Here is a 23474-nt window from a genome sequence, read left to right as displayed (position 1 = left end):
CCTTAAGATTAATAATACAATTTGATGTTCGCGTATATTGAGTTTGTGGGTTTGGAGGAGAGGCCGTATCGTTTTGCGTTAGGGTAAGGAGCGATTGGGAGAGCTATTTCGAGCTTTGCCCTTCCCAGCAGATTTTTAGCTGTTTCAATTGGCTGTCTGGTGTTGTTTCCTGTTTTTTTAAAAGAAAGGGTGGAGATGGCAAAGCCCACGATAAAAGCGGACAAGTCCATTGAAAGCGAGCTCGGAAACAGCGGAAACATCGACCAGATCCGAGAGATTCTGTTCGGCGCCGCACAACGTGATCAGGAAAGCCGCAACACGCGACTGGAGAACCTGATCGAGCGGAAGAGCACTGAAGCGGCCCAGCGTTTGGAGAAGGCACAGGCGACCTTCGACAGAAAGATGGACAAACTGTCAACTGATCTGAACGCTCGCCTGGATCAGCTTATACAGAAACTCGGCCAAGTAGAGTCCACGGCGAGGGAAGAGATTGCCGCCGGTGGCCGGGAGCTGACCGAGATGATCAATGGTTTGGATGATCGCCTTAGCAGGGATATACAAGAGCAGGGCGAACGCTTTGAAAGGGATCTCGAAGCAGTTCGAGACGAGCTGGCCAACGCCGTCGATCGCTTGGATCGCGACAAAGCAGGCAATCTCAATCTGGGCGACCAGCTGATAGAAGTAGGCATGCGTCTGAAAGGAGACCCAACCCTCAGCAAGATCGAGAAGTCCCTCAGTGGTCTGCTGAACGGCCAGCCGGATGAGAAAGCCTGAGGAGGAGATCAAGCGGCTTCTTCTGGAGGCCGAGCTTGATCTGCTTGAGGAACTCAAGGATCGCTGTGGGCAGCTTGAGACCAGGGTCGGGGACAGCCCGGCGTTGCGTCAGAGCGTCCGCGCGGTGATTCTTGATGTACTGCGGGATGCCGGCGTAGAGGACCATGACCGCTTGGCAAAGGTGATGGCACCCCTGGTTCTGACCTCAATGCGCGAAGAGATCCGCAATTCATCTGACATGATGGTTGACGCACTCTATCCGATCACCGGGCGGCTTGTCGCCGCAGCGGTCGGTAATGCTTTTCGTGAGATGATGGAAACCCTCAACGAGAAGCTCGATGAGGGTTTCTCTCTGGAGCGCTGGAAGACCCGCCTCCGCGCTAAGGCCACCGGCCGCTCCGAGGCCGAGCTGCAGCTACAAGGCAATCCACCCTTCGAATTCCAGGATCTGCTGATCATTCATCGCCAGACCGGCTTGTTGATTGCCCGTGCAAGAAACGTTGAGGAAACGCTCGAGGGAATCGATAGTGAGCTTGTCGGCGGTATGCTGACCGCGATTATGACTTTCACGCGTGATGCGATGGGGAACTCGAGCTCAGACGAGTTGAGGACGCTGAGTTTCGGCACCTCGGAGCTTTTCCTGAGAACTTCGCCGGCGATCATTCTGGCCGTGCAGGCGAAGGGTTCGGCACCCGCAGCTTTTGAGGCGGCGCTTGAGGCCCTGTTCTGTAGTTTCGTCGAGACCTGGGGCGACGTCCTGCGCGGCTATGACGGCGCACTTGATAATGCCGACCGTAAGGCCCTGATCGAAGACCTGCAGCGCCGCTTCGGCGCCTTGGACGAGGCCCGCCGGAACAAATTTCGCGGTCGCTCCTACAAGGGGCCAGCCGTGGCCGGGCTTGTCGCCGTCATTCTTGTCGGTTGGTTCGGCTATCACGGCTATCAAGCGTGGCGATTCTCGGATATTGAGATCACAGCGCATGATGCGATCGCGAGGACAGCTGTCTTGCAAGGCTATCCGGTCAACGCGCGTCTGGACCCGGATACGGAAAGGCTTCATGTCACGGGCTTTCTGCCGGACGAGGCTGCGCGGGCTGGGCTAGTACGGGCTCTTTCCGAAGCGCTGCCGGAGATCGAGACCGCATTTACCATTGCCGTTCTGCCAACGACCGATGTGTCTGGTCTTCGTCAGGCACTAGAAACAGTGGACCAGCGGCTGGCGGATCTACAGGAAGAAGAGTTGACGCGGGTCGACGATCGCTTAAGCATTCTGGACGATCGACTTGTGCCGCTTGAGCTGGCAAGACCGAGCGAAACCGACCGGCTTCAGGTTTGGGTTTCGCGGGAGGCGGTCTTTTTCTCTGCGGGAACCACCTTAAGGAACCCAGACCGCGCGCAAGCGAAGCTTCGCGCGCTTGCGGGACTAATGGGGAGGGCACCGGCGGCGCTGCGCCTACGTGTGGTCGGATACTCCGACAGTGCCGGCAGCCCGGCGCAAAATCTCCGGGTTTCGCAAGACCGCGCAAGGGACATCTCGCGTCTTCTATCTGGGCTGGGCTTGCCTGAGAGCCGGCTGCTTACCGTCGGTCGTGCAGCTGAGCGGCCGCTCAGCAGTTCCAGCGGCGTCGACAGTGAGAACCGACGTGTGGAGTTCGAGGTCGTCTTACCGGACGAGGGCTAGGCGGCAAATGACCATCAGCAAGAAGATCTGTATCGTTGGCGCCTTTGCGGTCGGCAAGTCCTCGCTGGTACGCCGCTATGTGCTCAAAGAGTTCACCGAAGACTACCAAGCCACACTGGGGGTGAACGTTTACAAGTATGTCGACCAAGTGGAAACGCTGGATGGTGGCCTCGAAACGGTTAGTCAAATTCTCTGGGACATCGAAGGAAGCCAGCAAAAGGTCGAGCTCCTGAACACCTACCTTCGCGGCGCGGCTGGCGCCTTGGTTGTAGGCGATGTCACCCGGCCCGATGCACTGGAGTCGATGGCCGCGCATGCGGAGCATTTTCTGAAGGTTCAGCCGGGCCGTCCGGTTGTATTTGCGCTCAACAAAGTCGACCTGCTGGATTCGGTCGAAAGCGCGCCGGATGGTCGGGTGCTCACGGATCAGTTCGGCGGCCGTGCTTTGCATACCTCTGCAGCAACCGGGGCGGCGGTGCCCGAGCTCTTTCACGTGCTTGCCAGTAGAATTCTCGAGATCGGAGCCTAGGACACTTGGCGCGAAAATTGCCTAGAAGCATGAAGAAGCGAAACCAACCAGCCGGAGTACTGAATTGCGTGCAGCAAACAAGGATGGGATCGGTGCTGTTTCAGACAATTCATTTGGGCGTTTATGCTTGATATGACCGACTTGTCACCGCCCGCGCTCCAACCGGCAATCGATCAACTGCTCTCTTCCGGCAAGCTCGGGGTTGTGCTTTTGGACAAGAGACGGCAGGTGGAGGCCTGCTTTGGCGTTTTGGCAACCTGGGTTCCGCTGGACTGCGACGCCTGTGAGGCGATGCCCTTCTTGATCGGTTACGAGGATATGCTGGATGCCGTCAGCCGTGGCGAGGAAAAAGGTTTCGATCTGCCGAACCTGGGCTTGATAGATGCCAAAGGCCCGCCGTCGAATGTGCTTTCGATACAGGCCTTTCCGAAGAAGGGAGAGCACGGTGTCGTGCTCTATATACAAGATGCTACGGATATGGCGACGCTGGAACAACGCGTCCTACAGCAGCGTAACGAACTTGCGTTGGCCGAACGGGCGCTTCGCCAGGCAACCCTCGAGGCAGAGGCCGCTAGCCGGACGAAGTCGGCGTTCCTGGCGAACGTGAGTCACGAACTCCGAACGCCATTGAACGTGATTATCGGCAACGCGGAGATCCTCAGCAGCGGTGCAGAGCGCGATCATCCACGAGAAGATTTTGCTCTCTACGTCAAGGATATCTATGACAACGGCCATTATCTGATGGACCTGATCAACGACCTATTGGATCTCTCCAAAGCCGAGGCAGGACGCATGGACCTGGTGGAAGAGGAGGTCGATCTTGCGGATCTGGTTGCCGAGACGCTGGCGCTTGCCAAGGCGCTGCCCTTTGCCAAGCGGTTGAGCTTCGTCCAACGAATGGAATCGCCCCCTATACTACTGCATGCAGATCGTCGGCGGTTGAAGCAGGTGATGCTGAATTTGCTAAGCAACGCCAGCAAGTTTACCCCGGACGGTGGTGAAATAATCGTTCATGCGCACACCGGCGACGATGGCCTCGTTCTCAAGGTGAAGGACAACGGCATCGGCATTGCGGTGCAGGACCTGGCCCGCTTGAACGAGCCCTTCGTTCAACTAACCAGTTCCGGAAACAGCATAGGAGGCACGGGTCTGGGCCTTCATCTGGTCAAGACCATGGTCAAGCTCCACCAGGGTCACGTCGAAATTGAGAGTGTTCCCAAAGCTGGGACCTGCGTTACCCTTACTTTTCCCATGGCGCGTGTCGTGCGCTAGACCATCGCGAAGGGCTGAGATCTTTGGAGTACAAGATTCTCCTCGTGGAAGATACGGTGGCGCTGGCCAGAACATACAAAGGGTTCCTGCGGGACGAGCCTTACATCGTTCAGCATCTCGAGAAGGGGGGCGAGGCGCTCGAAGCGATCGGCAATGAACTGCCGGATGCCGTCGTGCTGGATCTCAGGCTTCCGGATATGAACGGCATGGAAGTTCTGGAGAAACTTACGGCGAGCGGTGTCGCCTGTCCGGTCATCGTGATCACGGCGCACGGCTCCATGCGTACGGCGGTCGAAGCGATGCAGGCCGGCGCGAGCGACTTCCTCGTAAAACCGTTTAGTGCAGACCGTCTCAAAGTGACGCTCAAGAACGTTCTCGAAAAGCAGCAGTTGATCCGAACGGTCGAGACCTATCGGGACAGGATCGACCGCAGGGCGTTTGAAGGCTTTGTCGGGTCCAGCTTGGCGATGCAGGCTGTCTATCGCGCCATCGAGAGTGCTGCGGCAAGCGACGCGACTGTTTTCGTCACCGGCGAGAGTGGAACAGGCAAGGAGCTCTGTGCGCAGGCCATTCACCGGCTGAGCAAGCGCCGGGCGAAAGCGCTGGTGCCGATTAATTGCGCGGCAATCCCAAAGGATCTCATGGAAAGTGAGATCTTTGGCCATGTGAAAGGGGCCTTTACCGGTGCCCATCTGGATCGCGAGGGCGCCGCCAGCTTGGCCGATGGCGGCACGATGTTCCTCGACGAGATCTGCGAAATGGATATGGCCCTGCAATCGAAGCTTTTGCGGTTCATTCAGAGCGGCAGCTTCACGAAGGTCGGGGGGGCCCGGCCGGTCGAAGTGGACATTCGTTTCGTTTGCGCAACCAATCGCGATCCCTTTAAAGAGGTGGCTGCGGGCCGCTTTCGAGAAGACCTTTACTACCGCCTTCATGTCGTACCCATCCGTTTGCCGCCTTTACGCGAACGCGCGGAGGATGTTTTGGAGATTGCCGACATTCTGCTGAAAAACTATGCCGAACGGGAGGGAAAGGCATTCTGCGGCTTTGACGATGAGGCAAGGGCCTTGATCACCGCCCACTCCTGGCCGGGGAATGTTCGGGAACTGCAGAACGCTCTTCGTCAGGCGGTCGTGTTACATCAGGGAGAACAGCTTTCACCGGAGATGTTGCCAGACAGTGTCGTTCAAAATGGCAACAGACGGTCTTTCGAAGACAGCGAGGCGACGGTGCAGGAAATGCCGGTGCCCGGCGTCTCGAATGGGGGTAACGCAATGCCTCCGGAGTCCGATCTGGGGACCTTGGCACAGACCATTCGCCCCCTTGATGAGGTCGAGCGCGAAACGATTGAGCGGGCAATTAACCTTTGCGGCGGCGATGTGCGTACCGCATCGGTGCTGCTTGGGATCGCGCCGGCCACCATCTACCGTAAGCGCAAGGCTTGGAATTCATAATAGCTTGCTAGCGCAAAGGCTGAGGCTTGCCCGCCACCGCGGATAACGCTGAAGCAGGGCAGGCAGGGCAGCCAAGGGTCACTTGCCTTTGCGTACCTTGGCGCCCTCGGTAGTGTCGTCGTCCTGTTCGGGCTCTCTTTCATAGTCGAAGCCGTGGCTAATCGCGAAGAACGCTCGGTCCAGCTGTTCTCTTCGAATGATCGTTGCCTCACGACGCACCCAGGTCGACAGCGCTTTAACCTGCGGCGCCAGTAGCGTGGCTGGGGGTATGACAAAGTACTTCAACCGTGCCTGGATGCTATCCACATGCTTTTCCTCCCTGATGACTACGGTCTTCGCCGTCCTGCTCTTCATTGGCTGCCGCCTATGCCTTGTGGCCTGTTCTGGTTGATTGCGTCGCTTCCTTAATGAGCCAGTCTTGCTTCCTTAATGAGCCAATCTTCTCGAAAGAGCAATTCCTGTGCCAGATGCAGGTGTGGCCCAACAGACAAGCGGCGCGGTGTCCGTCTGGCTTCATCCTGTTCGCTTGGCAGCTTTGGTGGTCGGCTTGGCCGGTTGCTGCAAATTGAGTCCCAAAGTGTGTCTCAAAATGAGAATGGAAGGCTGCTCCACCGGTTCCCGACGCTTGGAGGCGGCGGTCGCACCCATTGCTGGGAACTGCAGTGCTGGCGAGAATGAGCGCACGAAGCCCCTGAAATCCTAGATTGAGCCGATGTTCGCGCGGGCTGTCCGCACGCGATCCACCGCCTGGCACGGAACTTGCCGATATGGCGATACCGGAAAACGCGGCGCAGATCGCAATCCCGGTGAGAGGGTAGAGAGTCTTCGATGCGAGGCGTTGCATCTGGCTGGGGCATTTTCCCGGCGATGGAGGATCGTCATATGGCGCGATCCCGACATCGACCAAGCGTCTTACTCGTGATCGGACTCTTCGCCGCAAGGCAGTGCGCTGCCTGCATGGTCGGCCTTCCGGATCAGCGATCCGCAGTGGGGCGCTCGGCAGGAAGCGAGAACGGAAAAGAGTAGGAGAGCGTAAATGAGCTATAGGGTTCAAGAGCTTGAGGAGATCGGTCCGTATTACGGCCGCAAGCTGGAGCTTTGCGGAATCGTCACCACAACGGACCTGTTGAAGGTTTGCAGCAGAGATCAGGCGCGCAACGCCATGGCGGCTGCTTCCGGTGTCAGCGAACCGTTGCTTCTCAAATGGACCAATCTGGTCGACCTCATGCGTATCAAGGGGATCGGTAGACGATACTCCGATTTGCTCGGGGCGGCCGGCATTGGCTCAGTGAAGCAACTCAGGCGTTGGAACGTAGAGAACCTTGCCGTTGCGATGCGGCAGACCAATGCCCGCCAACGACGCAGCCGCACGCTGCCATCGTCGGCCCAGATCCGAAGCTGGATTGAAAGAGCCAAAGACCTAAGGCCAGTTATTGCCCACTAGGCATCAGCTATCCGGCGGTAGTTCGTACCGCGGGAGAAAGTCGCACGAGAATCACATGGAGGAGAAAATGAGAAACGTGAAACACATGATCATCGGTAGCAGCGTGCTACTGCTGGGTGCCTGCAGCGCCACGACCAGCCCCGACGTCGCGACGTTGCGAAGTGAGCTCGAGACTTCGAAACAGGAGCTTGGCAGCTCGCTGGAAAGGAATGCCGCGCTTGAGGAGCAGCTTGCCGGCCTGAAGCAACAGGGACCGAAGGTGGAATACGCAAAGTCCGGCGATCTGGATCTTCCGCCGAAGGCAAGTGCAGGAGAATGCTACGCCCGGGTCTTCGTACCGCCGCAATACCGAAAAAGTTCGGAGCGTATCCTCGCGGCGGAGGCCTCCGAACGCATTGATATCATTCCTGCCAAATACGGCTGGGTCGAGGAACAGGTCCTGGTCAAGGAAGCCAGCGAGCGGGTGGAGGTCGTTCCGGCGACATACAAGACTGTTCAGGAAAGAGTTCTCGTGAGTGAGGCCTCGACGCAGATGGAGTCCGTTCCCGCGATCTATGAGACCGTGAGCGAAAGGGTGCTCGTCAAGCCGGCCTATACGACCTGGAAGAAGGGGCGTGGCCCGATCGAGCGGATCAACGAGGCGACGGGCGAGATCATGTGCCTTGTCGAGGTGCCGGCTGAATACAGGACCGTTTCCAAGCAGGTGCTGAAGACGGCAGCGGGAAGCCGGAGCTCGGTGGTTCCTGCCCAATACAAGACCGTGACCAAGCAGGTTGTCGCCACGCCGGCTACTACGCGGATGGTCAAAGTTCCCGCACAGTACGATACGGTGAGGGTTCGCAAACTGCTCGAACCCTCCAAGGAGAAGCGCCTTGCGATTCCGGCGCAGTACCAGACGGTGTCCAAGACGGAGAAAGTCACCGAGGGCAACTTGGAATGGCGTCCCATTCTCTGCGAGACGAACGTGACGCCAGGAATCGTAACGCGTATTCAAAACGCCCTGCTGAGCAAGGGATACAACCCCGGTCGGCTCGACGGTGTGATCGGTTCGGATACCATGTCCGCCGTTCAGTCCTTCCAAAAAGCCAAGGGCTTGGCCAGCGGCCAGCTCACGATGGAAACTCTCAAGGCGCTGGGCGTGAGCCTCAGCGGCACTACGGGTTGAACGAAGTACAGCAATAACGGCTACGGCAAGACGGCGGCTTCAGGATTTGAGGCCGCCGTCGCCCGGAGCGCGCTTATGCAGCTTCCATGAAACTGCATGATGCTCTCAGCAAGGAGAATTAGGGGTGCTTAAGGAGTTCAAGGATTTCGCCATGCGCGGCAACGTGGTCGACATGGCGGTGGGTATCATTATCGGGGCAGCTTTCGGAAAGATCGTCAGTTCCCTCGTGAAGGACATCATCATGCCGCCAATCGGCCTGCTTATGGGCGGCGTGAACTTCAGCAAGCTGTTCATCAACCTCACAGGCCAAAGCTATGAAACCCTGGCGGCAGCGCAGGAAGCCGGCGCGGCGACCATAAACTACGGCGTCTTCATCAACACCGTGCTCGATTTCCTGATCGTCGCCTTCGCGATCTTCATGGTGATCCGCCAGATGAACCAGATGAAGAGGCAAGAGGAAGTGGCGCCTGCAGAGTCAACGACGAAGGATTGCCCGCACTGCCTTTCGACGATTCCGATCAAGGCGACGCGCTGCGGGCATTGTACAGCCGAACTGGCGTCTGCGTAAGTAACCGATCATCTGCGCGCGGCTCCAAGCTCGCGCAGATGATTGAAGAGCGAGATGATACTTTGGAACCGAGCAAAGAAGGCACTTTCACGTCGTCAGTTTTGGACAGGCGACTTTTCATCGAGTTCGGAGAGAAGGCAACTGAGGTCATCGACGATGACGTTTATGACCTTATTGTCGAGAGCTTAATGGGCGGCGTGCAAACCATCTTGATTGTCAAGAGGAGCCATCCACAAGATCTCTGCATGAATCAGGTCCGCGTATTTGGCAGGAAACTTGGCAGGTTACTCTGTTTGCATGAAGCTAGATTGGCGATGGTGAACGATCCCGTCGACTGCTACGAAGCAGCGATGTGTAACTTCGCCATGCAACAGGGCGCCAAAGTCTTCACTACAGACACCGCTCGGGAAGCACTACTATGGTTGGATGGTGAAATCGCATAGCTGTAACGTCGAGGGACTTGGGCGAAACCGGTAACCGACGCGCCAGATACCCCAAACAAGTAGCAGAACGCCCATTGCCTTGTGGTTCACGATCAACGGTAGTTTTTGCGGCATCTCAAGACCGCCATAGGCGAGATAGAAACCAAATCCCAGCATCGTCAGAAACAGGATTGCAGCAGTCCAATGGTTGAACCGAGAGATGCGATCATATGTTGTCACATCTAGCTCCTTTACAATAAGCCGCGATACCATCGGGAGGATACGACATCGCGGCGGGAGTGATCATTCAGCGCTGTGCTGGTTATACATATCGACGACGATGTCCCATTGGGTCCCATTACGTGCGAGTACAAAGAGATACGTGCCCTTCGCAGCGACGCCGACTTTTTCGACATTGAGATCATAATCACCGATCATCACGGCTTGAGTGCCGTCATCAGAGACAAAGAAGTGGTCAAAGCTGTGTGAGAAGACACCTTCGTTCTCGACGATAAACCTGAAGGTACCAGCAGGAACGTCGAGACCGGCGACAGGCGGTTTTTCCGGTGCGACCCAGAGCGGCGCATCGTTGTAGAGTGCCAGAAAGGCTTCAAGATCGTAGTTTGCAACGATCTCATTGAAGCGATCATTGTAAGCGGTCAGTTCCTGTTGAATGTCGCTGTTTTCAGCGAAAGAGGATGTCGTGGCCAGGGCTGCAAAGGCAATGGCCGAGAGGGAGGAGAGCAAGCGCATCGTCTTGTCCTTTCACTCAGGTTAGCGATTTTGAGAGTTGGTCTTCTGGGGGTCAGACGTCTTCGGGGCGTAGGAAAATTACTTCACGGGTTACCTGCCAGCGCCCATCTTCGTGGATGAGATCGATACTCAGGATGAGGTCCATATTCGTGCCGCTCAGATCGTTCTTGCGCGACAAAAGAACATGGGCGTTAGTCCCATCGACATCGATGCGATGGTATTTTGCCCAAGTGTTCATCGGCGGATCGCCGGCATCTCGCTTGGAGGAGAAGAGGCCTTTGAATGCAGCTTTGTCAGCCGTACTCACATTGTGATCCGTGTCGATCATCACGACATGCAGACTGTCGTGATAGATGCGATCCAACACGTCCACATCGTAAGAGGTCGCGGTTTGGATGAGGTCGTGAATTGCCTGACGAACCTCAGCTTCACGTGCGTTATCACGTGCCATTGGTCTTTCCTTTCATGGAAGAGGTTATGCGGCCAGAGTGCCCCGGATGGGGTAGTTGTTTTCGGGGCTACGGATGAACCGAAGGCCACCAAGCAGTGTCTTCAGATCGGGCCGCGCAAATGGCGCGTTTGAGATGTCGGTGACCTGTACCCTGTTCTCGGCGTTGACAACAAAAATACCCGGCTCCGCAAAGGGGCGATCTGTTTCCTGTTCAGAGCGCGGATTCGACACATAGAGACCCAAAGTGTGCATCTGTTCGACGCTCAGGTCATAGCCAACAGCATAGTTTGGATCGACCAACACCATCTGATCGCTGGCCTTGTCTTGCGGATCAGCGGACACAGCGACAACGTCAACACCAACGGCGCGGTAGTCATCCCGAAGCGCTGCAAGTTCCTTGAGATACGTCGTGCACATCGGACAATGCTTGCCGCGATAGACGACGACCATCTGCCAATCCAAGCCATCTTCTGGTTTTCCCAAGGCGATCGATCCACCGCCGAGACGCGGGACAACCAGACCCGGGAACTGCAACCCAGCAGGGAGTTTCTGTGAGGTCATTCTTAATCTCTTTATGTTTTGTGATGATCGTTATAAAATACATCGAAAACGGCAAGTCAAGGGTTTTGTAATGAACGACACAAAAAAAGTAGGCCGCCCTAAAACGTTTGATCGTGATCAAGCGCTGCTGCAGGCCATCGGTGTGTTCTGGAAACAGGGCTATGAGGGCGCGTCGATGAAGCTGCTAACCGACGCTATGGGGATCAACAGCCCCAGCCTCTACGCCGAATTCGGCGACAAGCATGGGCTCTATCTTGAGGCCATCAACCGTTACGCGAATGAGGATGCCTGCGCGCCGTTGGTTGCCCTGGAAACAGAGTCCGACATCCGGAAGGCCGTGCGCGCATTTTTCGAGGCGGCCATCGACTATTCAACGCATCATGGAAGCGGTGCAAAGGGCTGCTTTCTGGCTTCCTGCGTTGCGACAAGTGCGGGGCATATAGACGGGACGGCGGAGTTGTTGCGTGAAGCCATCAAAGCCACTGACGACCGAATTGCCGCACGCTTCGAATTGGAAGCGTCACAAGGGACCTTGCCAGTCGACTTCCCGTGCAGGGCGCGAGCAAAGTTGCTCTTTGATTTGCGGCAAGGACTGGTCTTCAGAGCACGCGCTGGATTCACCGAACGCGAGCTTATAGCCGACATCGAGAAAAACGTCGCCGCTGTGGTGGCACCGGCTCAATCACCTTCAGCGCCACGGCACTAGCCGCTTGCGAGAAAGATGCCGATGTCGAGAAGCAGACATCTGCGCACGCTGCAGCATAATGCAGTTTGGGCTCAAACCGGCCCTTCGCTGTAAACCCGACGAGCGACCGCTCCTGGCCAATCCGGGACCCAGAGCTTTGGCCCAAGGCGACCCATTGCGGGTATCTCCCGATTTCGGCCGGGCAGGGCGTAATCTGCTCGACTTGTCCCAAAGATGGCCTCGCCGCGGTCGCCGGGTTGGGCCGACCGACGGTCACCGATTTTGAGCACGGCGTTCAGCACCCCTGCTGTGCATTCCCACAAGTCGTCACCTCTGCGATAGTGGCGCTGAGGCTGTGGCTTGCACCGACTTTTCAATGCTGGTCGATAGAGCGTGATTTATTCTGGCTTTCCAGTTTTGAGGATGCAGCATATGAGACGGCACTGTCACATCTTCGCGAAGTGAATAAAGGGGTTCGGGAGAATACGTCTGTGTCACGCAGCCTGGGTAGCGATCCGCCATTCGGTGAATGTCACATCTCGGAAGGTTTTGAGTGTGCGTCTGGAGAAGAGGTGGCGTTGGAGGTTGAAGCAGTTGTAGACGACGGCGTGGGTAGAGAGAAATCGTTGCGTCGATCCTGGCCGCTTAAAGCCGATCCACGATCGCTCTCGCCGCCGCACCGGCGGATGGGAATTCTCAGCACGATTATTCAGTCGGCCGCCTGTCTCGTGGCGTTCTTTAAGTCCGAGATCTCCCAACGCCGCGCCATAGGAACGTAGCTTGTCAGTCACGACTGCAGTTGGTGAAATGCCCTGCTTCCTAAGCAGTTTCCGAATCAGTTTCTTGGCAGCACGCTTGTCTCGCCGCGGCTGGAGCAAGATGTCGAGTACCTCGCCTTCAGCATCGACAGCGCGCCACAAATACATCCGGCGATCACTTGCCGTTGGCCGGCGCCGGCGCAAATTCCTGGCGTAGGCCGTTCCGAATTTCACGACCCAACGGCGGACGGTCTCGTAGCAGATGTCCAAGCCAGGCTCAGCCAGCAAGTCCTCGACGTCCCTGAGACTCAAGTTGAACCGCAGGTATAACCAGACGGCATAGCGGATGACACTCGGTGGAGAATGATGACGGGCATATGAGACCTTAGACATGAGACAAAGCTAACGGGCTGTCATCGATCCGGCCAGCTCGTTCCTGTGACAGAGCCTTGGCGCAGTGTTTCGCAAGTGCGGGGTCGACCCGCGCGGCTGCGCCAAGCGCTCGAGCATATGCCGCTTCGAATCGCAACATATTGGAAAGCATCATCTCAGCCGAAAGATGACCTATGAGTTCATCGTCACCAAAATGACCGCTCAGCCAAGGATGCGAAAAGACGCCCGAAGCCATCGCTAGGCAACGAGCCGCACCGGCCACAGTCCTAGGATTTCTCGCGCTTTTTGCCATGTTGCGACGGGGCGCTCATGCGCCTCGCAGATGGCGGCGACACGTTTAACCAGCGCCGCGTTTGACGGTGCAAGGGTGTCGCGGTCGAAGCGGACATTGTCTTCAAGGCCTGTGCGTGCGTGCCCCCCTGCTGCGACACTCCATTCGTTCAGGGTGATCTGATGCCGGCCGATACCTGCGGCGCACCATTCCGCACTGGGTGTAAGGCGATGGACGGTCTTGACGTAGTACTCAAAGACGTCGCGGTCCACAGGTATCGCATTTTTTACACCCATAACGAACTGAATGTACAACCGCCCTGCAATGCGGCCATCCCGGTTCATCGCGACCGCCTGATGGATATGGCTTAGGTCAAAGGCCTCAATTTCCGGTTTTATGGAATAGGCCAGCATCTCGCTGGCCAGCCAGTCAACCAGATCGGGCGGATTTTCATAGACCCGTGTCGGAAAGTTGTTCGACCCGACCGCGAGTGACGCCATGTCCGGGGCGAGCGGCAGCATCCCGCCACGAGTTTTGCCCGCCCCTGAGCGACCACCGGTTGAGAATTGGATTATCATCCCTGGGCAGTGTTTCTCTAGGCCTTCTTTAAGGCGGCCAAACTTCTCTGGGTCCGAGCTTGGCGTTTCGTCATCGTTGCGGACGTGGCAATGGGCGATGCTCGCACCGGCCTCAAACGCCTCTTGGGTGCTTTCGACTTGCTCGTCTACGGTAATAGGAACAGCAGGGTTATTGGCCTTGGTCGGCAGTGAACCGTTGATCGCCACACAGATAATGCAGGGTTTCTTTCTTGATTCAGACATCGAAGAACACTGTTTCATTTTCGCCCTGAAGCCGGATGTCGAAGCGATAGAGCGGTTCGCTCTCCTGGCGTTCAGCAATCAGCGTGGCGCGTCGATTCTCCCATTCAATCAGGTTGATGACCGGATCGGCGGCATTTGCGTCGGGGTCGTCGGAGAAATAAAGTCGCGTGTTCAGCCCGACGTTGATTCCGCGCGCCACAATCCAGAGGTTGATATGCGGAGCCATCATCCGACCATCCCGCCCCATCACTGACCCAGGCTTCACCGTTTCAAATCCCCAGAGTCCAGTCTCGAAATCGGTAATGACACGGCCCCAACCGCGAAACCCGTCCTCTACCTCGCCAGCACCGGGATAGACACCGGCCGCATTGGCCTGCCAGGCCTCTAGGAGTACATCCTTGACGGGCGACCCTGTTCCGTCGATCACCAGTCCTTCGATCCGGATGCGTTCACCCGCTGCACTTGCCCCAGCGATATCCCACCCGAGTTCATGCTCAAAGATATCGAACCCCGCCGCCTTGGGAGCGAGGCCAATGTGGACATATGGCCCTGCTGTCTGCGAAGGGCTTTCCTTCAAGTGGCCGAGCTTCTGTGCCATCAATTCCCCTCCAGTCGGTTTTCAAACAGTGTCGACCGCCGACCGCGCAGAACGATGTCGAATTTGTAGGCGATGGTGTCGAGCGGGATGGTCGCGTTCAGGTCCAGCGCGGCAGTGAGTTGATCGATCGCCTTTGCGTCGGGAATCGCATTGACGATGGGGCATCGGACGATCAGGGGGTCGCCCTCGAAATAGCACTGCGTGATGAGCCGCTGGCAAAAGCTGTGCCCGAAGATCGAGAAATGGATGTGCGCCGGACGCCAGTCGTTGACCGTGTTCCGCCACGGATAGGCGCCGGGCTTCACTGTGCGGAACGAGTAATAACCATTTTCATCCGTGAGTGTGCGACCACAGCCGCCGAAGTTAGGGTCGATCGGCGCAAGATAGGTGTCCTTTCTGTGCCGGTATCGGCCGCCCGCGTTAGCTTGCCAAATCTCAACCAGCGTGTCCGGTAATGCCCGTGCGTTTTCGTCCAGAACGCGTCCGTGCAGGATCATCCGCTCGCCGATCGGGCTTTGCCCCTTGGCGGCGTAGTTCGACAGGAGGTCTCGGTCGATAGGGTCGACGTCATTGTGGCCGAAGGTCGGGCCGGTGATCTCGCTCGGTCCCTGTTCCAGACTGATCAGCGCCCGTTGCGGTGAGCGCGTGACGGATGTCTTGTAGTCCGGCGCAAAGGCGTGCGGGTGCCAGTTGCGGTCGCGTTGGTAGAATTCGGCGGGCTTAAGCATCATTGGCCTCAATCTCGGTATAGGTTTGTTTCGCGAGCTTCAGAGCATGGTTCGCGCGCGGAATGCCAGCATAGATGGCGACGTGCTGGAACGCCTCCATCACGTCCTGTTTGCTGGCGCCCGTGTTTATCGTAGCGCGGATATGCATCGGTATTTCCTCAAAGTTCCCAAGTGCGGCCAGTAGGGCCAATGTGAGCATCGATCGCTCGCGCCGCGTGATCCCGTCGCTCGCCCATACGGTGCCCCAGGCGCTTTCGGTGATGAGCGTTTGGAACGCTTCGTCCAAGGGTGTTTTCGCAGCCTCGGGGCGACCCACGTGGGCGTCGCCGAGAACAGCGCGGCGCACTTTCATACCCTCGGTGCTGCGATCAGGCATGTGCGGCCCCCTTGAAGTCAGGTGTGACCAACCGGGCGAAGGTCTCGAACGCTTCGACACAGGACCCGAGCCCCAACCGATCGCGCAGCGCTTCAGTACCCTCGCAAGGGCCCTCAAGCGAATGAGGCGGAGACAAACAGGCGGAGCGCCTGTGACCCCGCGCATCGAACCGGATCAGGTGTAGGCACTCAGGCAGATGGGGGAGGACACTGTTCCAAGGCCGAAGGTCAGTTCCCAGCGAGTTAGCAAGCACATCGGGCATTCCGTCAGGATCCCCGTCCTGACGCCAGTGCGGCCGTTCCTGATCCGGTCTTTCCACGTACATCAGTACGGCAGCCCAACGTAATTTTGGGCTAGCACGCTTTGCGCCTCGCGGTTGGACTTCAGGAAACTGATCTCGGCCTGCTGCATCTTGAGGTCGAACGGCCCTTGATGGGGGAAGCGGTGTAGAAGGCTGGTCATCCACCAGCTGAATCTCTCGGCTTTCCAGACCCGTCCAAGCGCCTTTTCCGAGTAGCCATCAATGCCCGTGCGATCGCCATCTAGATAGAACTGCACAAGCGCATTGTAGAGGTAATGGACGTCCGAGGCGGCGGTGTTCAGGCCCTTGGCCCCTGTTGGCGGCACAATGTGAGCCGCATCGCCGCAGAGGAACAGCTTGCCCCATTGCATCGGCTCACACACGAAGGAGCGGAGCGGCGCGATGGATTTCTCGATCGACGGACCGGTGACAAGCTTGTCGGCGGCGTCTTTCGGGATGCGGCGCCTCAGCTCGTCCCAGAAGGCGTCATCCGACCAGTCCTCGATTCTGTCGTCCAGATCGCACTGAATGTAGTAGCGACTCAGGTTCTCGTTACGCATGGAGCACAGGGCAAAGCCGCGTTTGGACGAGGCATAGATCAGTTTGTCCTCCACCGGCGGCGTTTTGGACAGGATACCGAGCCAGCCGAAAGGGTAGACCTTCTCGAACTCCTGCCGTACTTCCGCAGGGATGGACTTGCGGCTCACCCCATGGAAGCCGTCGCACCCCGCGATGAAGTCGCAGTCGATTCGCCGACCCTCTTCCGCCACGCAATAAGTGACGAATGGGCTGTCCGTCCTGACATCGTCCAGCATGACATCTTCGACGTTGAATTCGATTTTGCCGCCGGCGGCTTCGCGCGCCTCGTAAAGGTCTCGCGTCACTTCGGTCTGGCCATAGACAACCACGGTTTCATCCACGTGGTCAGTGAAGGTTATTCCGATGCGCTCATCCTCGAACGACAGGATGGTTCCATCGTGTACGTAGCCCTCACGCTCCAAACGGCTGGCGCAGCCCACCTCCCGCAGAAGGCCGACCAGGCCGCGCTCCAGTACACCCGCCCGGATTCGGCTTAGGACGTGGTCCTTCGTCTTGCGCTCCAAGATGACGCTGTCAATGCCGTGTTTGTCCAGAAGCAGGCTGAGCAACAGCCCCGAAGGACCGCCACCGACAATTACAACCTGCGTCCTCATGTCTGCCGTTCCTTTTGCGATTGCCGACCCTGCCCCGGACCGATGGGGCCGGGAAGTGTCGAGAGATGGGCCGTCACGGGCAGGTGTAGCCTCCGTCGATCACCAGATCGGCGCCAGTCATAAATGACGACTCGTCGGAAGCGAGGAAGACAACGCCGTAGGCGATCTCATCCGGCTTGCCGAAACGCTTCATGGGCACCAAGTCAACCAGTGGGCTCCAGGCTTCTCTGGGCACCGAGCTCTCGAAGAGGTTGGTATCGAACATGCCCGGGCAGATCGCGTTGATGCGGATGTTATCGCCCACGAATTCCAACGCCGCCGATTTCGTCATCAGCCGCACCGCACCCTTGGTGGATTGGTAGGCCGTGGAGACGCCGGCGCCCGAGATGCCGTATATCGAAGCGAAGTTGATGATCGACCCGCCGCCTGCGCCCTTCATCGCAGGCACCGCTGCCCGCATACCGAGAAGAACACCTAGCTGGTTGACATTCACGATCTGGTGGAACTTGTCGACGGTGTGGTCGAGAAGACCTGCGTGGTAGTAAATGCCCGCATTGTTTACCAGCACGTCGAGTTTGCCGAAGGTATCGACGGTCTTTCTCACCGCCGTCTCCCACTGGTTCTCTTTCGTCACGTCCAGCGCGACCACGTCCGCCTTGCCACCGGCGTCGCGGATTTCCTTTACGACGGTCTGTGCGTTGTCCCAGAGCTCCGTGGGTGGCTTGCCTTCCGCAATGATGGGATCTTCTGGCAGGTTGGCGAGCATTACAGTCGCCCCTTCCTTCGCCATGAGACGCGCCTGTGCGGCCCCAAGGCCTCCACCTGCGCCCGTCAACAGCACAACTTTCCCGTTAAGTCGATCAACCATTGTGTGGTCTTTCCTTTGTAAACGGCACGTTATGAGTGGTTGGGATGCGAGCTTCGGGTCATTTCAGAACATCCCGTTTTGGTGGGCACTTGTCTTCGGCATCTCCTGCAAGATGTCCCAGTGCTCTACGATCCTTCCTGCTTCATCGAGGCGGAAAATGTCGATGCCCGCGTACTCAAGGTCGCCTGGCCAGATCTGGTGGCAATGGAGGATGACGTGATCGCCTTCTGCGAAGGCGCGCTTCACGATGACCTTCTTGCCCGGGTACTCGGCGGCCATGCGCTCGAAATAGTCGATGAAGCCTTGCTTGCCTGAGACCACATGGGGGTTGTGCTGAATATACTCTGCCCCAACGTAGGTCCCCACGGCGCCGCGCGGATCGCAGGCATTGAACATCTGTTCGTAGAACGCGATTGCGTTGCGCTTGTTTCGTTCTAAATCCGGCATGGCTGACCTCAGAATGGGTAGTGCTGGCCAGGATCTTCGATCGTGACCCAGCGTGTAGAGGTGAAAGCCTCGACTGCCGCCTTGCCGCCGAAGCGTCCGTAGCCCGAGTCTTTGACGCCGCCAAAGGGCATCTGCGCCTCATCGCTCACCGTAGGGCCGTTGATATGGCAAATGCCGCTTTCGATCTGATCTGCAACCCTCAGTGCACGCTGGATGTTAGAGGAATAGATCGCGGCCGAGAGCCCATAGTCGGTGTCATTTGCCACCCGGACTGCTTCTTCGTCAGAAGCGACACGAATGATGCATTTGACAGGGCCGAAGCTTTCTTCTTGATAGATGCGCATCTCGGGCGAGACACCGTCGATCAGCGTTGCATCGACGATAGTACCGTCGCGAGTGCCGCCCGCGACAACTTTGCCCCCCTTGGCGGTGGCATCGCCTATGAGCGCGTCCATCTTCTCGGCCGCATCCATAGTGACGAGCGAGCCGAGAACGACCTTGTTCCGCGGATTGCCCGCAAGCAGCGCATTTGCCTTGGCCGCGAAGGCTTCGACAAACTTGTCTGCAATGCCCTCGTGGACGATAAAGCGCTCGGTTGACATGCAGATCTGACCCTGGTTCATGAATGCGCCGAAGGCTGCACCGTTCACAGCGCCTTCGAGGTCCGCATCTTCGAGGACGATCATCGGAGCCTTGCCACCGAGTTCGAGGAGGACGGGCTTCAGATACTTCGCCGCTTCCTGCGCGATGATCCGGCCCACATTGGTCGACCCAGTGAAATTTACGTGCCGTACTTCCGGAGCTGCAATGAGCGCGTTCACTACATCCGCCGCATCCTCCGGCGCGTTAGTGACGACGTTCATCACGCCATCTGGAAAGCCCGCATCGCGAAACGCCTGACCGATGGCCAGATGCGTCGCCGGACATAGCTCCGACGCTTTGAGGATCGCGGTATTGCCGCAGGCAATTGCTATGGCCACCGCGCGCACTCCCAGAATCACCGGCGCGTTCCAGGGTGCGATGCCGAGACACACACCCAGTGACCTGCGCTGTGCCATGGCGAGCGTGTCTGGCTTGTTCGCCGGGATGACCTCGCCCGTAATCTGCGTTGTCATCGAGGCGGCTTCTCGCAGCATGCCAGCGGCCAGCGTGCAGTTGAATTCGGCCCAGGGTCCGGTGGCGCCGGTCTCTTTGATCATCAGCCCGATGATTTCTTCCACCCGTGCCTCCAGCGCATCGGCCGCCTTCAGCAGCAACCCGCGTCGTACCCCCGGTCCGGTCTTCGACCATTCCAGATAGGCTGCGCCGGCTGTTTGGGCGGCCTTCAGCGCATCCTCGACCGACGCTGCCGCAGCGGTTGTCGCGACCTCGCCCGTCACAGGATCATGTCGGTCGAAGGTTTTGTTCCCGACGGCCGTCGTGCTCTCGCCACCGATTAGCATATGCATCGTCATTTTGCGTTTCTCCCTTAGAATTCCATGGCTTCCGCGAGCACAGAGGCCTCAAGCCCGCCGTCGCAGGCAAGGTTTGTTCCGTTGACCCAACGTGCCCCGTCCGAGGCGAGGAAGAGGATCGACGGCGCGACATCGTCCGCGGTGCCGGCGCGACCCACGCGGGCTATGTCACTATCCACCCGCTCGTCGCCCAGGACATCGCGGAACTGCTTGAGGATTGGTGTTTCGACTGGCCCGGGGCTCACCGCATTCACGCGGATGTTGCGATCCTTGAAGACTGGATCGTGGGCAGCCTTGTAAGTCCAGAGGAGCAGGAACTCCTTGGAGGTCGGATAGCTGTTCTCTTCCGTGACGCCATGGTCCTTACAGAACTGCTCCGGGTTGGGGAAGCCCTCAACGGCGACGGCCTTCTTCGTCTTTTCCACGTTGGGACGCCAACCAAAGCCCGCGATAGACGCCACATTGATGACCGACCCGCACTGGTTCATCTTCGGCGCCAATCCGATCGAAAGCCCGCGCAACCCCAGGAAATTCACCGCGATCGTCAGCACGGCCCCGGGTGTCCCCGAAAGACCAGCCACATTGGCCAACGCGTCGATGCCTGACGGCAACTGGTCGATGAGCGCCTGTACGCCTTCTGGCGAGCCGAGATCTGCCGGAGTGAAATGCCCGACCGGATTCTCAGGCGTATTGCGGTCCACGGAAAACACATTGGCTCCCATGGATGCCGCCAGTTCCGCAGTGCGTTTGCCGATCCCGGATGCCGTACCGGTCACGACGATGTTCTTGCCCAGCAGCATTTGGGTTTCCTCCCTTTAGGCTTTTGATTTTTCGACGATATAGCCGGTGGGGATGGCCTCTCCCGGCAGGCGCGGTCCGATCCAGCCCCAAAGGCCCTTCGGCAAAATGAGCGCAACGAAGACCGCGACCGCGCCGAGCCCGACGAGATACCAGGCGCCATAGGTAGCGAAGAAGGTTTCAATGACGAAGAAGAGGATGGCGCCGATTATTGCGCCCTCGATGCGACCAAGTCCGCCGACCAAGACCATGAAGATCATGTAAGCCGTCCAATGGACGCCGAAGAAGACGCGCGGCTGGAAGTTGAGATTCGAGGCGAGCCACAGCGCTCCGGCAGCGGCGGTGCCTGCGGCGGCGAGGACAAAGATGATACGCTTTGTGCGCATGACATCGATGCCGATGGATTTCGCACCAAGTTCGTCATCCCGGATGGCATTGACCGCGGCACGTGTAGGGCTGCGCAGGAGCGTAAAAAGCGTCAGCAAGACGGCCGCCGTCAGTCCCAGGGCGAGCCAGAGCGTCAGGCTCGAGCGCGTCTCGATGGGATAGGCGTTGAGTGAGATCAGCGAGGTGCCGGTCTCGCCTTGAATAAGGGGGTCGAGGTTCACGCAGAGGTGCGCCAGCGAGGATAGCACCCACATGCCAATTGCGAACTCTCCGCCCTTCAGCGACAGCATGAATAGCGACGTCACATAACCAAGCCCCGCACCGGTGGCGACGGACGCGAGGATGGCGAGATAGGGATCCAACCCCACATCGGCCAACCGGATCGTGGTATAGGCGGCCAGACCGAAGAACAGCGTCTGACCGATGGAAACGAGCCCGGCGAAGTCAGCCAGTGCATTCCACATGACCGCGAGCAGAATGTAGACAAGAAGCGTCACGGCGCGCCCCGTAAGGTCGCGCGCCAACTGCCCGGCGCGGGCCGGGTCGGATTGCGTGTCGCGGTCAAGGATTTCAACGGTATAGCCAGTGCCATTCATTGCGACGCCATCAGCAAGCGCCTCTCTGGCCTTTGCGAGTACATAGCCATCTGTTTCGCCAAAGCCTGCAAGGGGCCCGAGACCGGGCTGATGAAGCCGATTTTCAGTGGCACGGCGGCGTCTGCCAGGACTTGGGCCCGGCCTAACGCAAAGGTTCCGAGAGCCGCCCCGGTTCCGAGTAGGACCGAGCGTTGCGTCAATTCCAGCGTCATATCTGAGTCCTCCCTTTGAGCTTTATTTCACGAGCCTGCAGTACAAGAGATCCAGCGCAGTTCAGTGAATTCATCGAGCGCCCAACGCCCGCCAAACCGGCCATACCCACTGGACTTCACGCCACCGAAAGGCGCGTGTGGGTCATCGTCGACGGTTGAACGGTTGATGTGGCAGATACCGGTATGGATCTGGCGCGCAACACTTTCCGCGCGGCGCACGTCCCGGCAGTAAACAGAGGCCGCTAGGCCATACTCGCTATCATTGGCGACGGTCACGGCCTCCTCGCCATTGCGGACCCGCGTGACCGACAGAATCGGACCAAAGGCTTCTTCGTTGTAGAGCCGCATATCGGGCTCTACCCGGTCGAGGAGGGTCGGCTGGAAGAACGCATCGCCCATCGTGCCGCCGCCGACGAGCCGCGCACCTTTGGAAATCGCATCGCTCACCAAGCCCGACAAACGTTCGGCAGCCGAGATGTTGATTACCGGGCCAAGATCACTCGTCGGGTCTGTCGGATCCCCAAGGGTAAGGCCTGTTCGTAGCGCGTCGATCCGCTCGATCAGATCATCAGCCACGACATCGTCGACGATAATCCGTTCGGTCGACATGCAGACCTGGCCCTGGTTCAGATAGCCGCCGCTCGCGGCGGCTTTCGCAGCCAGATCGAGGTCTGCATTTTGAAGAACCAGCATCGGGGCTTGTCCGCCCAACTCCAGCAAGGGGCGCTTGAGATGCCGCGCGCAGAGTTCTGCAACGCGTCTTCCAACGCGGGTTGATCCGGTGAAATTGATGCGCCGCACGACCGGTGTTTCGATCAAGGCATCAACGATGGCCTCGCTCTCATCTTCCGGGCAGATCAGTACACGGGCCACATCTTCGCCAATCCCGGCATCGCGCACCGCCTCGCCCAACAGCCGGAAAGTGCGCGGAGCAAATTCGTTACCCTTCAGGAGAACGGTGTTGCCGCAAAGGAGCGGCGCTGCTATCGCCCGCATCCCCAAGATCAATGGCGCATTCCAAGGCGTGATCCCAAGGCAGACCCCACAGGGCGCGCGTTCGACCCGGCTTACAAAGCCGTTTTCATCGTGAATGATTTCTGGCTGATCGAGGAGACCGGCATAGCTTGCGACCCCGCGCAGGAGGCGAGCCGCAAAAGTGATGTTGTGTGTGGCCCACTTCACCGGCGCGCCGGTTTCTTCGATCATGGCCAAACGGAAGCTGTCCGCGCGTTCTTCCAACAGAGCTGCCACTGCGACCAAGTGCTCGGCGCGCTCGACGGCTGGGGTTGCCGACCATCTCGGAAAGGCGGCCGCCGCCCTGGCAGCAAAGCGCAGACACTGGTCGCGATCATGGGAATGCTCGCGGCTTACGACCTCTCCGGTCGCGGGGCTTTCTCTCAAGATGAGATGATCGTCTTGAAGACGGTCATTCGATACCAGCGCATTCATTTTTCTTTTTTTGTCCGAGCAAGCTCGGCCTCCCTTGTTTAACGATAGCTTGCTCATATATGCGC

General features: G+C 58.3%; 27 protein-coding genes. 10 read left to right on the top strand and 17 right to left on the bottom strand.

Translation table 11 applies throughout. The annotated features are described in order from the left end of the window. Positions 1-195 precede the first annotated feature (195 nt). The 5 genes from HBA54_RS22645 to HBA54_RS22625 all read left to right on the top strand — a co-directional run bounded on the left by HBA54_RS22645 (position 196) and on the right by HBA54_RS22625 (position 5710). Positions 196-774 (top strand): hypothetical protein, encoded by a 579-nt coding sequence (locus HBA54_RS22645; protein ID WP_167228974.1) that lies wholly within the window; start codon positions 196-198, stop codon positions 772-774. Further along, complete coding sequence (locus tag HBA54_RS22640) at positions 761-2455, top strand: OmpA family protein (protein WP_167228972.1); 1695 nt, start codon at positions 761-763, stop codon at positions 2453-2455. Before HBA54_RS22645 ends, HBA54_RS22640 begins: the two co-directional genes overlap by 14 nt. A gap of 7 nt (positions 2456-2462) precedes the next feature. Further along, positions 2463-2984, top strand: coding sequence for a Rab family GTPase (locus tag HBA54_RS22635; protein WP_167228970.1), 522 nt, complete (start codon positions 2463-2465; stop codon positions 2982-2984). A 132-nt stretch (positions 2985-3116) separates the two neighbouring features. Further along, positions 3117-4256, top strand: coding sequence for a sensor histidine kinase (locus HBA54_RS22630; RefSeq protein ID WP_205944846.1), 1140 nt, complete (start codon positions 3117-3119; stop codon positions 4254-4256). A 23-nt stretch (positions 4257-4279) separates the two neighbouring features. Beyond that, a complete protein-coding gene (locus HBA54_RS22625; RefSeq protein WP_240932833.1) occupies positions 4280-5710 on the top strand; it encodes a sigma-54-dependent transcriptional regulator in 1431 nt (476 codons plus the stop codon). Positions 5711-5788: 78 nt separating this feature from the next. On the opposite strand, the gene HBA54_RS22620 is transcribed toward HBA54_RS22625, so the two are convergent. Then, a complete protein-coding gene (locus HBA54_RS22620; protein WP_167228966.1) occupies positions 5789-6064 on the bottom strand; it encodes a hypothetical protein in 276 nt (91 codons plus the stop codon). Positions 6065-6746: 682 nt separating this feature from the next. Between HBA54_RS22620 and HBA54_RS22615 the strand changes: the two genes are divergently transcribed. The 4 genes from HBA54_RS22615 (at position 6747) to HBA54_RS22600 (ending at position 9330) form a co-directional block, all read left to right on the top strand. Next, a complete protein-coding gene (locus tag HBA54_RS22615; protein ID WP_167228964.1) occupies positions 6747-7154 on the top strand; it encodes a DUF4332 domain-containing protein in 408 nt (135 codons plus the stop codon). 55 nt (positions 7155-7209) lie between these two features. Next, a complete protein-coding gene (locus HBA54_RS22610) occupies positions 7210-8319 on the top strand; it encodes a peptidoglycan-binding domain-containing protein (protein ID WP_205944845.1) in 1110 nt (369 codons plus the stop codon). Between the two features lie 124 nt (positions 8320-8443). Continuing rightward, complete coding sequence (gene mscL / locus HBA54_RS22605; RefSeq protein ID WP_167228962.1) at positions 8444-8887, top strand: large conductance mechanosensitive channel protein MscL; 444 nt, start codon at positions 8444-8446, stop codon at positions 8885-8887. A 38-nt stretch (positions 8888-8925) separates the two neighbouring features. Beyond that, the gene (locus HBA54_RS22600; protein ID WP_167228960.1) at positions 8926-9330 is read left to right on the top strand and encodes a hypothetical protein; all 405 of its coding nucleotides are present in this window, start codon (positions 8926-8928) and stop codon (positions 9328-9330) included. On the opposite strand, the gene HBA54_RS29940 is transcribed toward HBA54_RS22600, so the two are convergent. From HBA54_RS29940 to HBA54_RS22580, 4 genes are read right to left on the bottom strand one after another with little or no spacing between them, the layout of a single operon-like run. After that, positions 9304-9582 carry a cytochrome b gene (locus tag HBA54_RS29940; protein WP_367575719.1) on the bottom strand — a complete coding sequence of 93 codons (279 nt, stop codon included), beginning with the start codon at positions 9580-9582 and terminating at the stop codon, positions 9304-9306. The genes HBA54_RS22600 and HBA54_RS29940 overlap by 27 nt on opposite strands. Positions 9583-9612: 30 nt before the next feature. Next, the gene (locus tag HBA54_RS22590; RefSeq protein ID WP_167228955.1) at positions 9613-10062 is read right to left on the bottom strand and encodes a YybH family protein; all 450 of its coding nucleotides are present in this window, start codon (positions 10060-10062) and stop codon (positions 9613-9615) included. A 52-nt stretch (positions 10063-10114) separates the two neighbouring features. After that, positions 10115-10513 (bottom strand): nuclear transport factor 2 family protein, encoded by a 399-nt coding sequence (locus HBA54_RS22585; protein WP_167228953.1) that lies wholly within the window; start codon positions 10511-10513, stop codon positions 10115-10117. A gap of 24 nt (positions 10514-10537) precedes the next feature. Next, positions 10538-11074 (bottom strand): redoxin domain-containing protein, encoded by a 537-nt coding sequence (locus tag HBA54_RS22580; protein WP_167228951.1) that lies wholly within the window; start codon positions 11072-11074, stop codon positions 10538-10540. A 70-nt stretch (positions 11075-11144) separates the two neighbouring features. On the opposite strand from HBA54_RS22580, the gene HBA54_RS22575 reads away from it, so the two are divergent. Beyond that, positions 11145-11780 carry a TetR/AcrR family transcriptional regulator gene (locus HBA54_RS22575; protein WP_167228949.1) on the top strand — a complete coding sequence of 212 codons (636 nt, stop codon included), beginning with the start codon at positions 11145-11147 and terminating at the stop codon, positions 11778-11780. Positions 11781-12253: 473 nt separating this feature from the next. On the opposite strand, the gene HBA54_RS22570 is transcribed toward HBA54_RS22575, so the two are convergent. The 12 genes from HBA54_RS22570 to HBA54_RS22515 form a co-directional block, all read right to left on the bottom strand. Beyond that, on the bottom strand, positions 12254-12910 hold the full coding sequence (locus HBA54_RS22570) for an IS6 family transposase (protein WP_167228947.1): 657 nt from the start codon (positions 12908-12910) through the stop codon (positions 12254-12256). Positions 12911-13147: 237 nt separating this feature from the next. After that, entirely contained in the window at positions 13148-14002 is an 855-nt protein-coding gene (locus HBA54_RS22565) for a 3-oxoadipate:acetyl-CoA acetyltransferase (RefSeq protein WP_167228945.1), read from the bottom strand. Beyond that, on the bottom strand, positions 13995-14600 hold the full coding sequence (gene pcaG, locus HBA54_RS22560) for a protocatechuate 3,4-dioxygenase subunit alpha (protein WP_167228943.1): 606 nt from the start codon (positions 14598-14600) through the stop codon (positions 13995-13997). Before pcaG ends, HBA54_RS22565 begins: the two co-directional genes overlap by 8 nt. Beyond that, positions 14600-15331, bottom strand: coding sequence for a protocatechuate 3,4-dioxygenase subunit beta (gene pcaH / locus HBA54_RS22555; protein ID WP_322096092.1), 732 nt, complete (start codon positions 15329-15331; stop codon positions 14600-14602). Before pcaH ends, pcaG begins: the two co-directional genes overlap by 1 nt. Next, the gene (gene pcaC, locus HBA54_RS22550; RefSeq protein ID WP_167228941.1) at positions 15321-15704 is read right to left on the bottom strand and encodes a 4-carboxymuconolactone decarboxylase; all 384 of its coding nucleotides are present in this window, start codon (positions 15702-15704) and stop codon (positions 15321-15323) included. The genes pcaH and pcaC overlap by 11 nt, the downstream gene beginning before the upstream one ends. A gap of 324 nt (positions 15705-16028) precedes the next feature. Further along, positions 16029-17198, bottom strand: a complete 1170-nt coding sequence (gene pobA / locus HBA54_RS22545) for a 4-hydroxybenzoate 3-monooxygenase (RefSeq protein WP_167228939.1) — start codon at positions 17196-17198, stop codon at positions 16029-16031. 73 nt (positions 17199-17271) lie between these two features. After that, positions 17272-18066, bottom strand: coding sequence for an SDR family NAD(P)-dependent oxidoreductase (locus HBA54_RS22540; RefSeq protein ID WP_167228936.1), 795 nt, complete (start codon positions 18064-18066; stop codon positions 17272-17274). A 63-nt stretch (positions 18067-18129) separates the two neighbouring features. Beyond that, complete coding sequence (locus HBA54_RS22535; RefSeq protein WP_167228934.1) at positions 18130-18513, bottom strand: nuclear transport factor 2 family protein; 384 nt, start codon at positions 18511-18513, stop codon at positions 18130-18132. 8 nt (positions 18514-18521) lie between these two features. Next, a complete protein-coding gene (locus tag HBA54_RS22530; protein WP_167228932.1) occupies positions 18522-19967 on the bottom strand; it encodes an aldehyde dehydrogenase in 1446 nt (481 codons plus the stop codon). 14 nt (positions 19968-19981) lie between these two features. Continuing rightward, positions 19982-20767, bottom strand: coding sequence for a coniferyl-alcohol dehydrogenase (locus tag HBA54_RS22525; RefSeq protein ID WP_167228930.1), 786 nt, complete (start codon positions 20765-20767; stop codon positions 19982-19984). A gap of 15 nt (positions 20768-20782) precedes the next feature. Next, positions 20783-21676: a branched-chain amino acid ABC transporter permease gene (locus HBA54_RS22520; protein WP_205944844.1), complete on the bottom strand. Its 894-nt coding sequence runs from the start codon at positions 21674-21676 to the stop codon at positions 20783-20785. A gap of 311 nt (positions 21677-21987) precedes the next feature. After that, positions 21988-23466, bottom strand: coding sequence for an aldehyde dehydrogenase family protein (locus HBA54_RS22515; protein WP_205944843.1), 1479 nt, complete (start codon positions 23464-23466; stop codon positions 21988-21990). Positions 23467-23474: the final 8 nt, after the last annotated feature.

The organism is Pelagibius litoralis (assembly GCF_011683915.1).
GTDB classification, from domain to species: Bacteria; Pseudomonadota; Alphaproteobacteria; order Kiloniellales; family Kiloniellaceae; genus Pelagibius; species Pelagibius litoralis.
The sequence above is the reverse complement of the archived record's forward strand: the minus strand, read 5'-3'. Positions and strand labels throughout refer to the sequence as shown.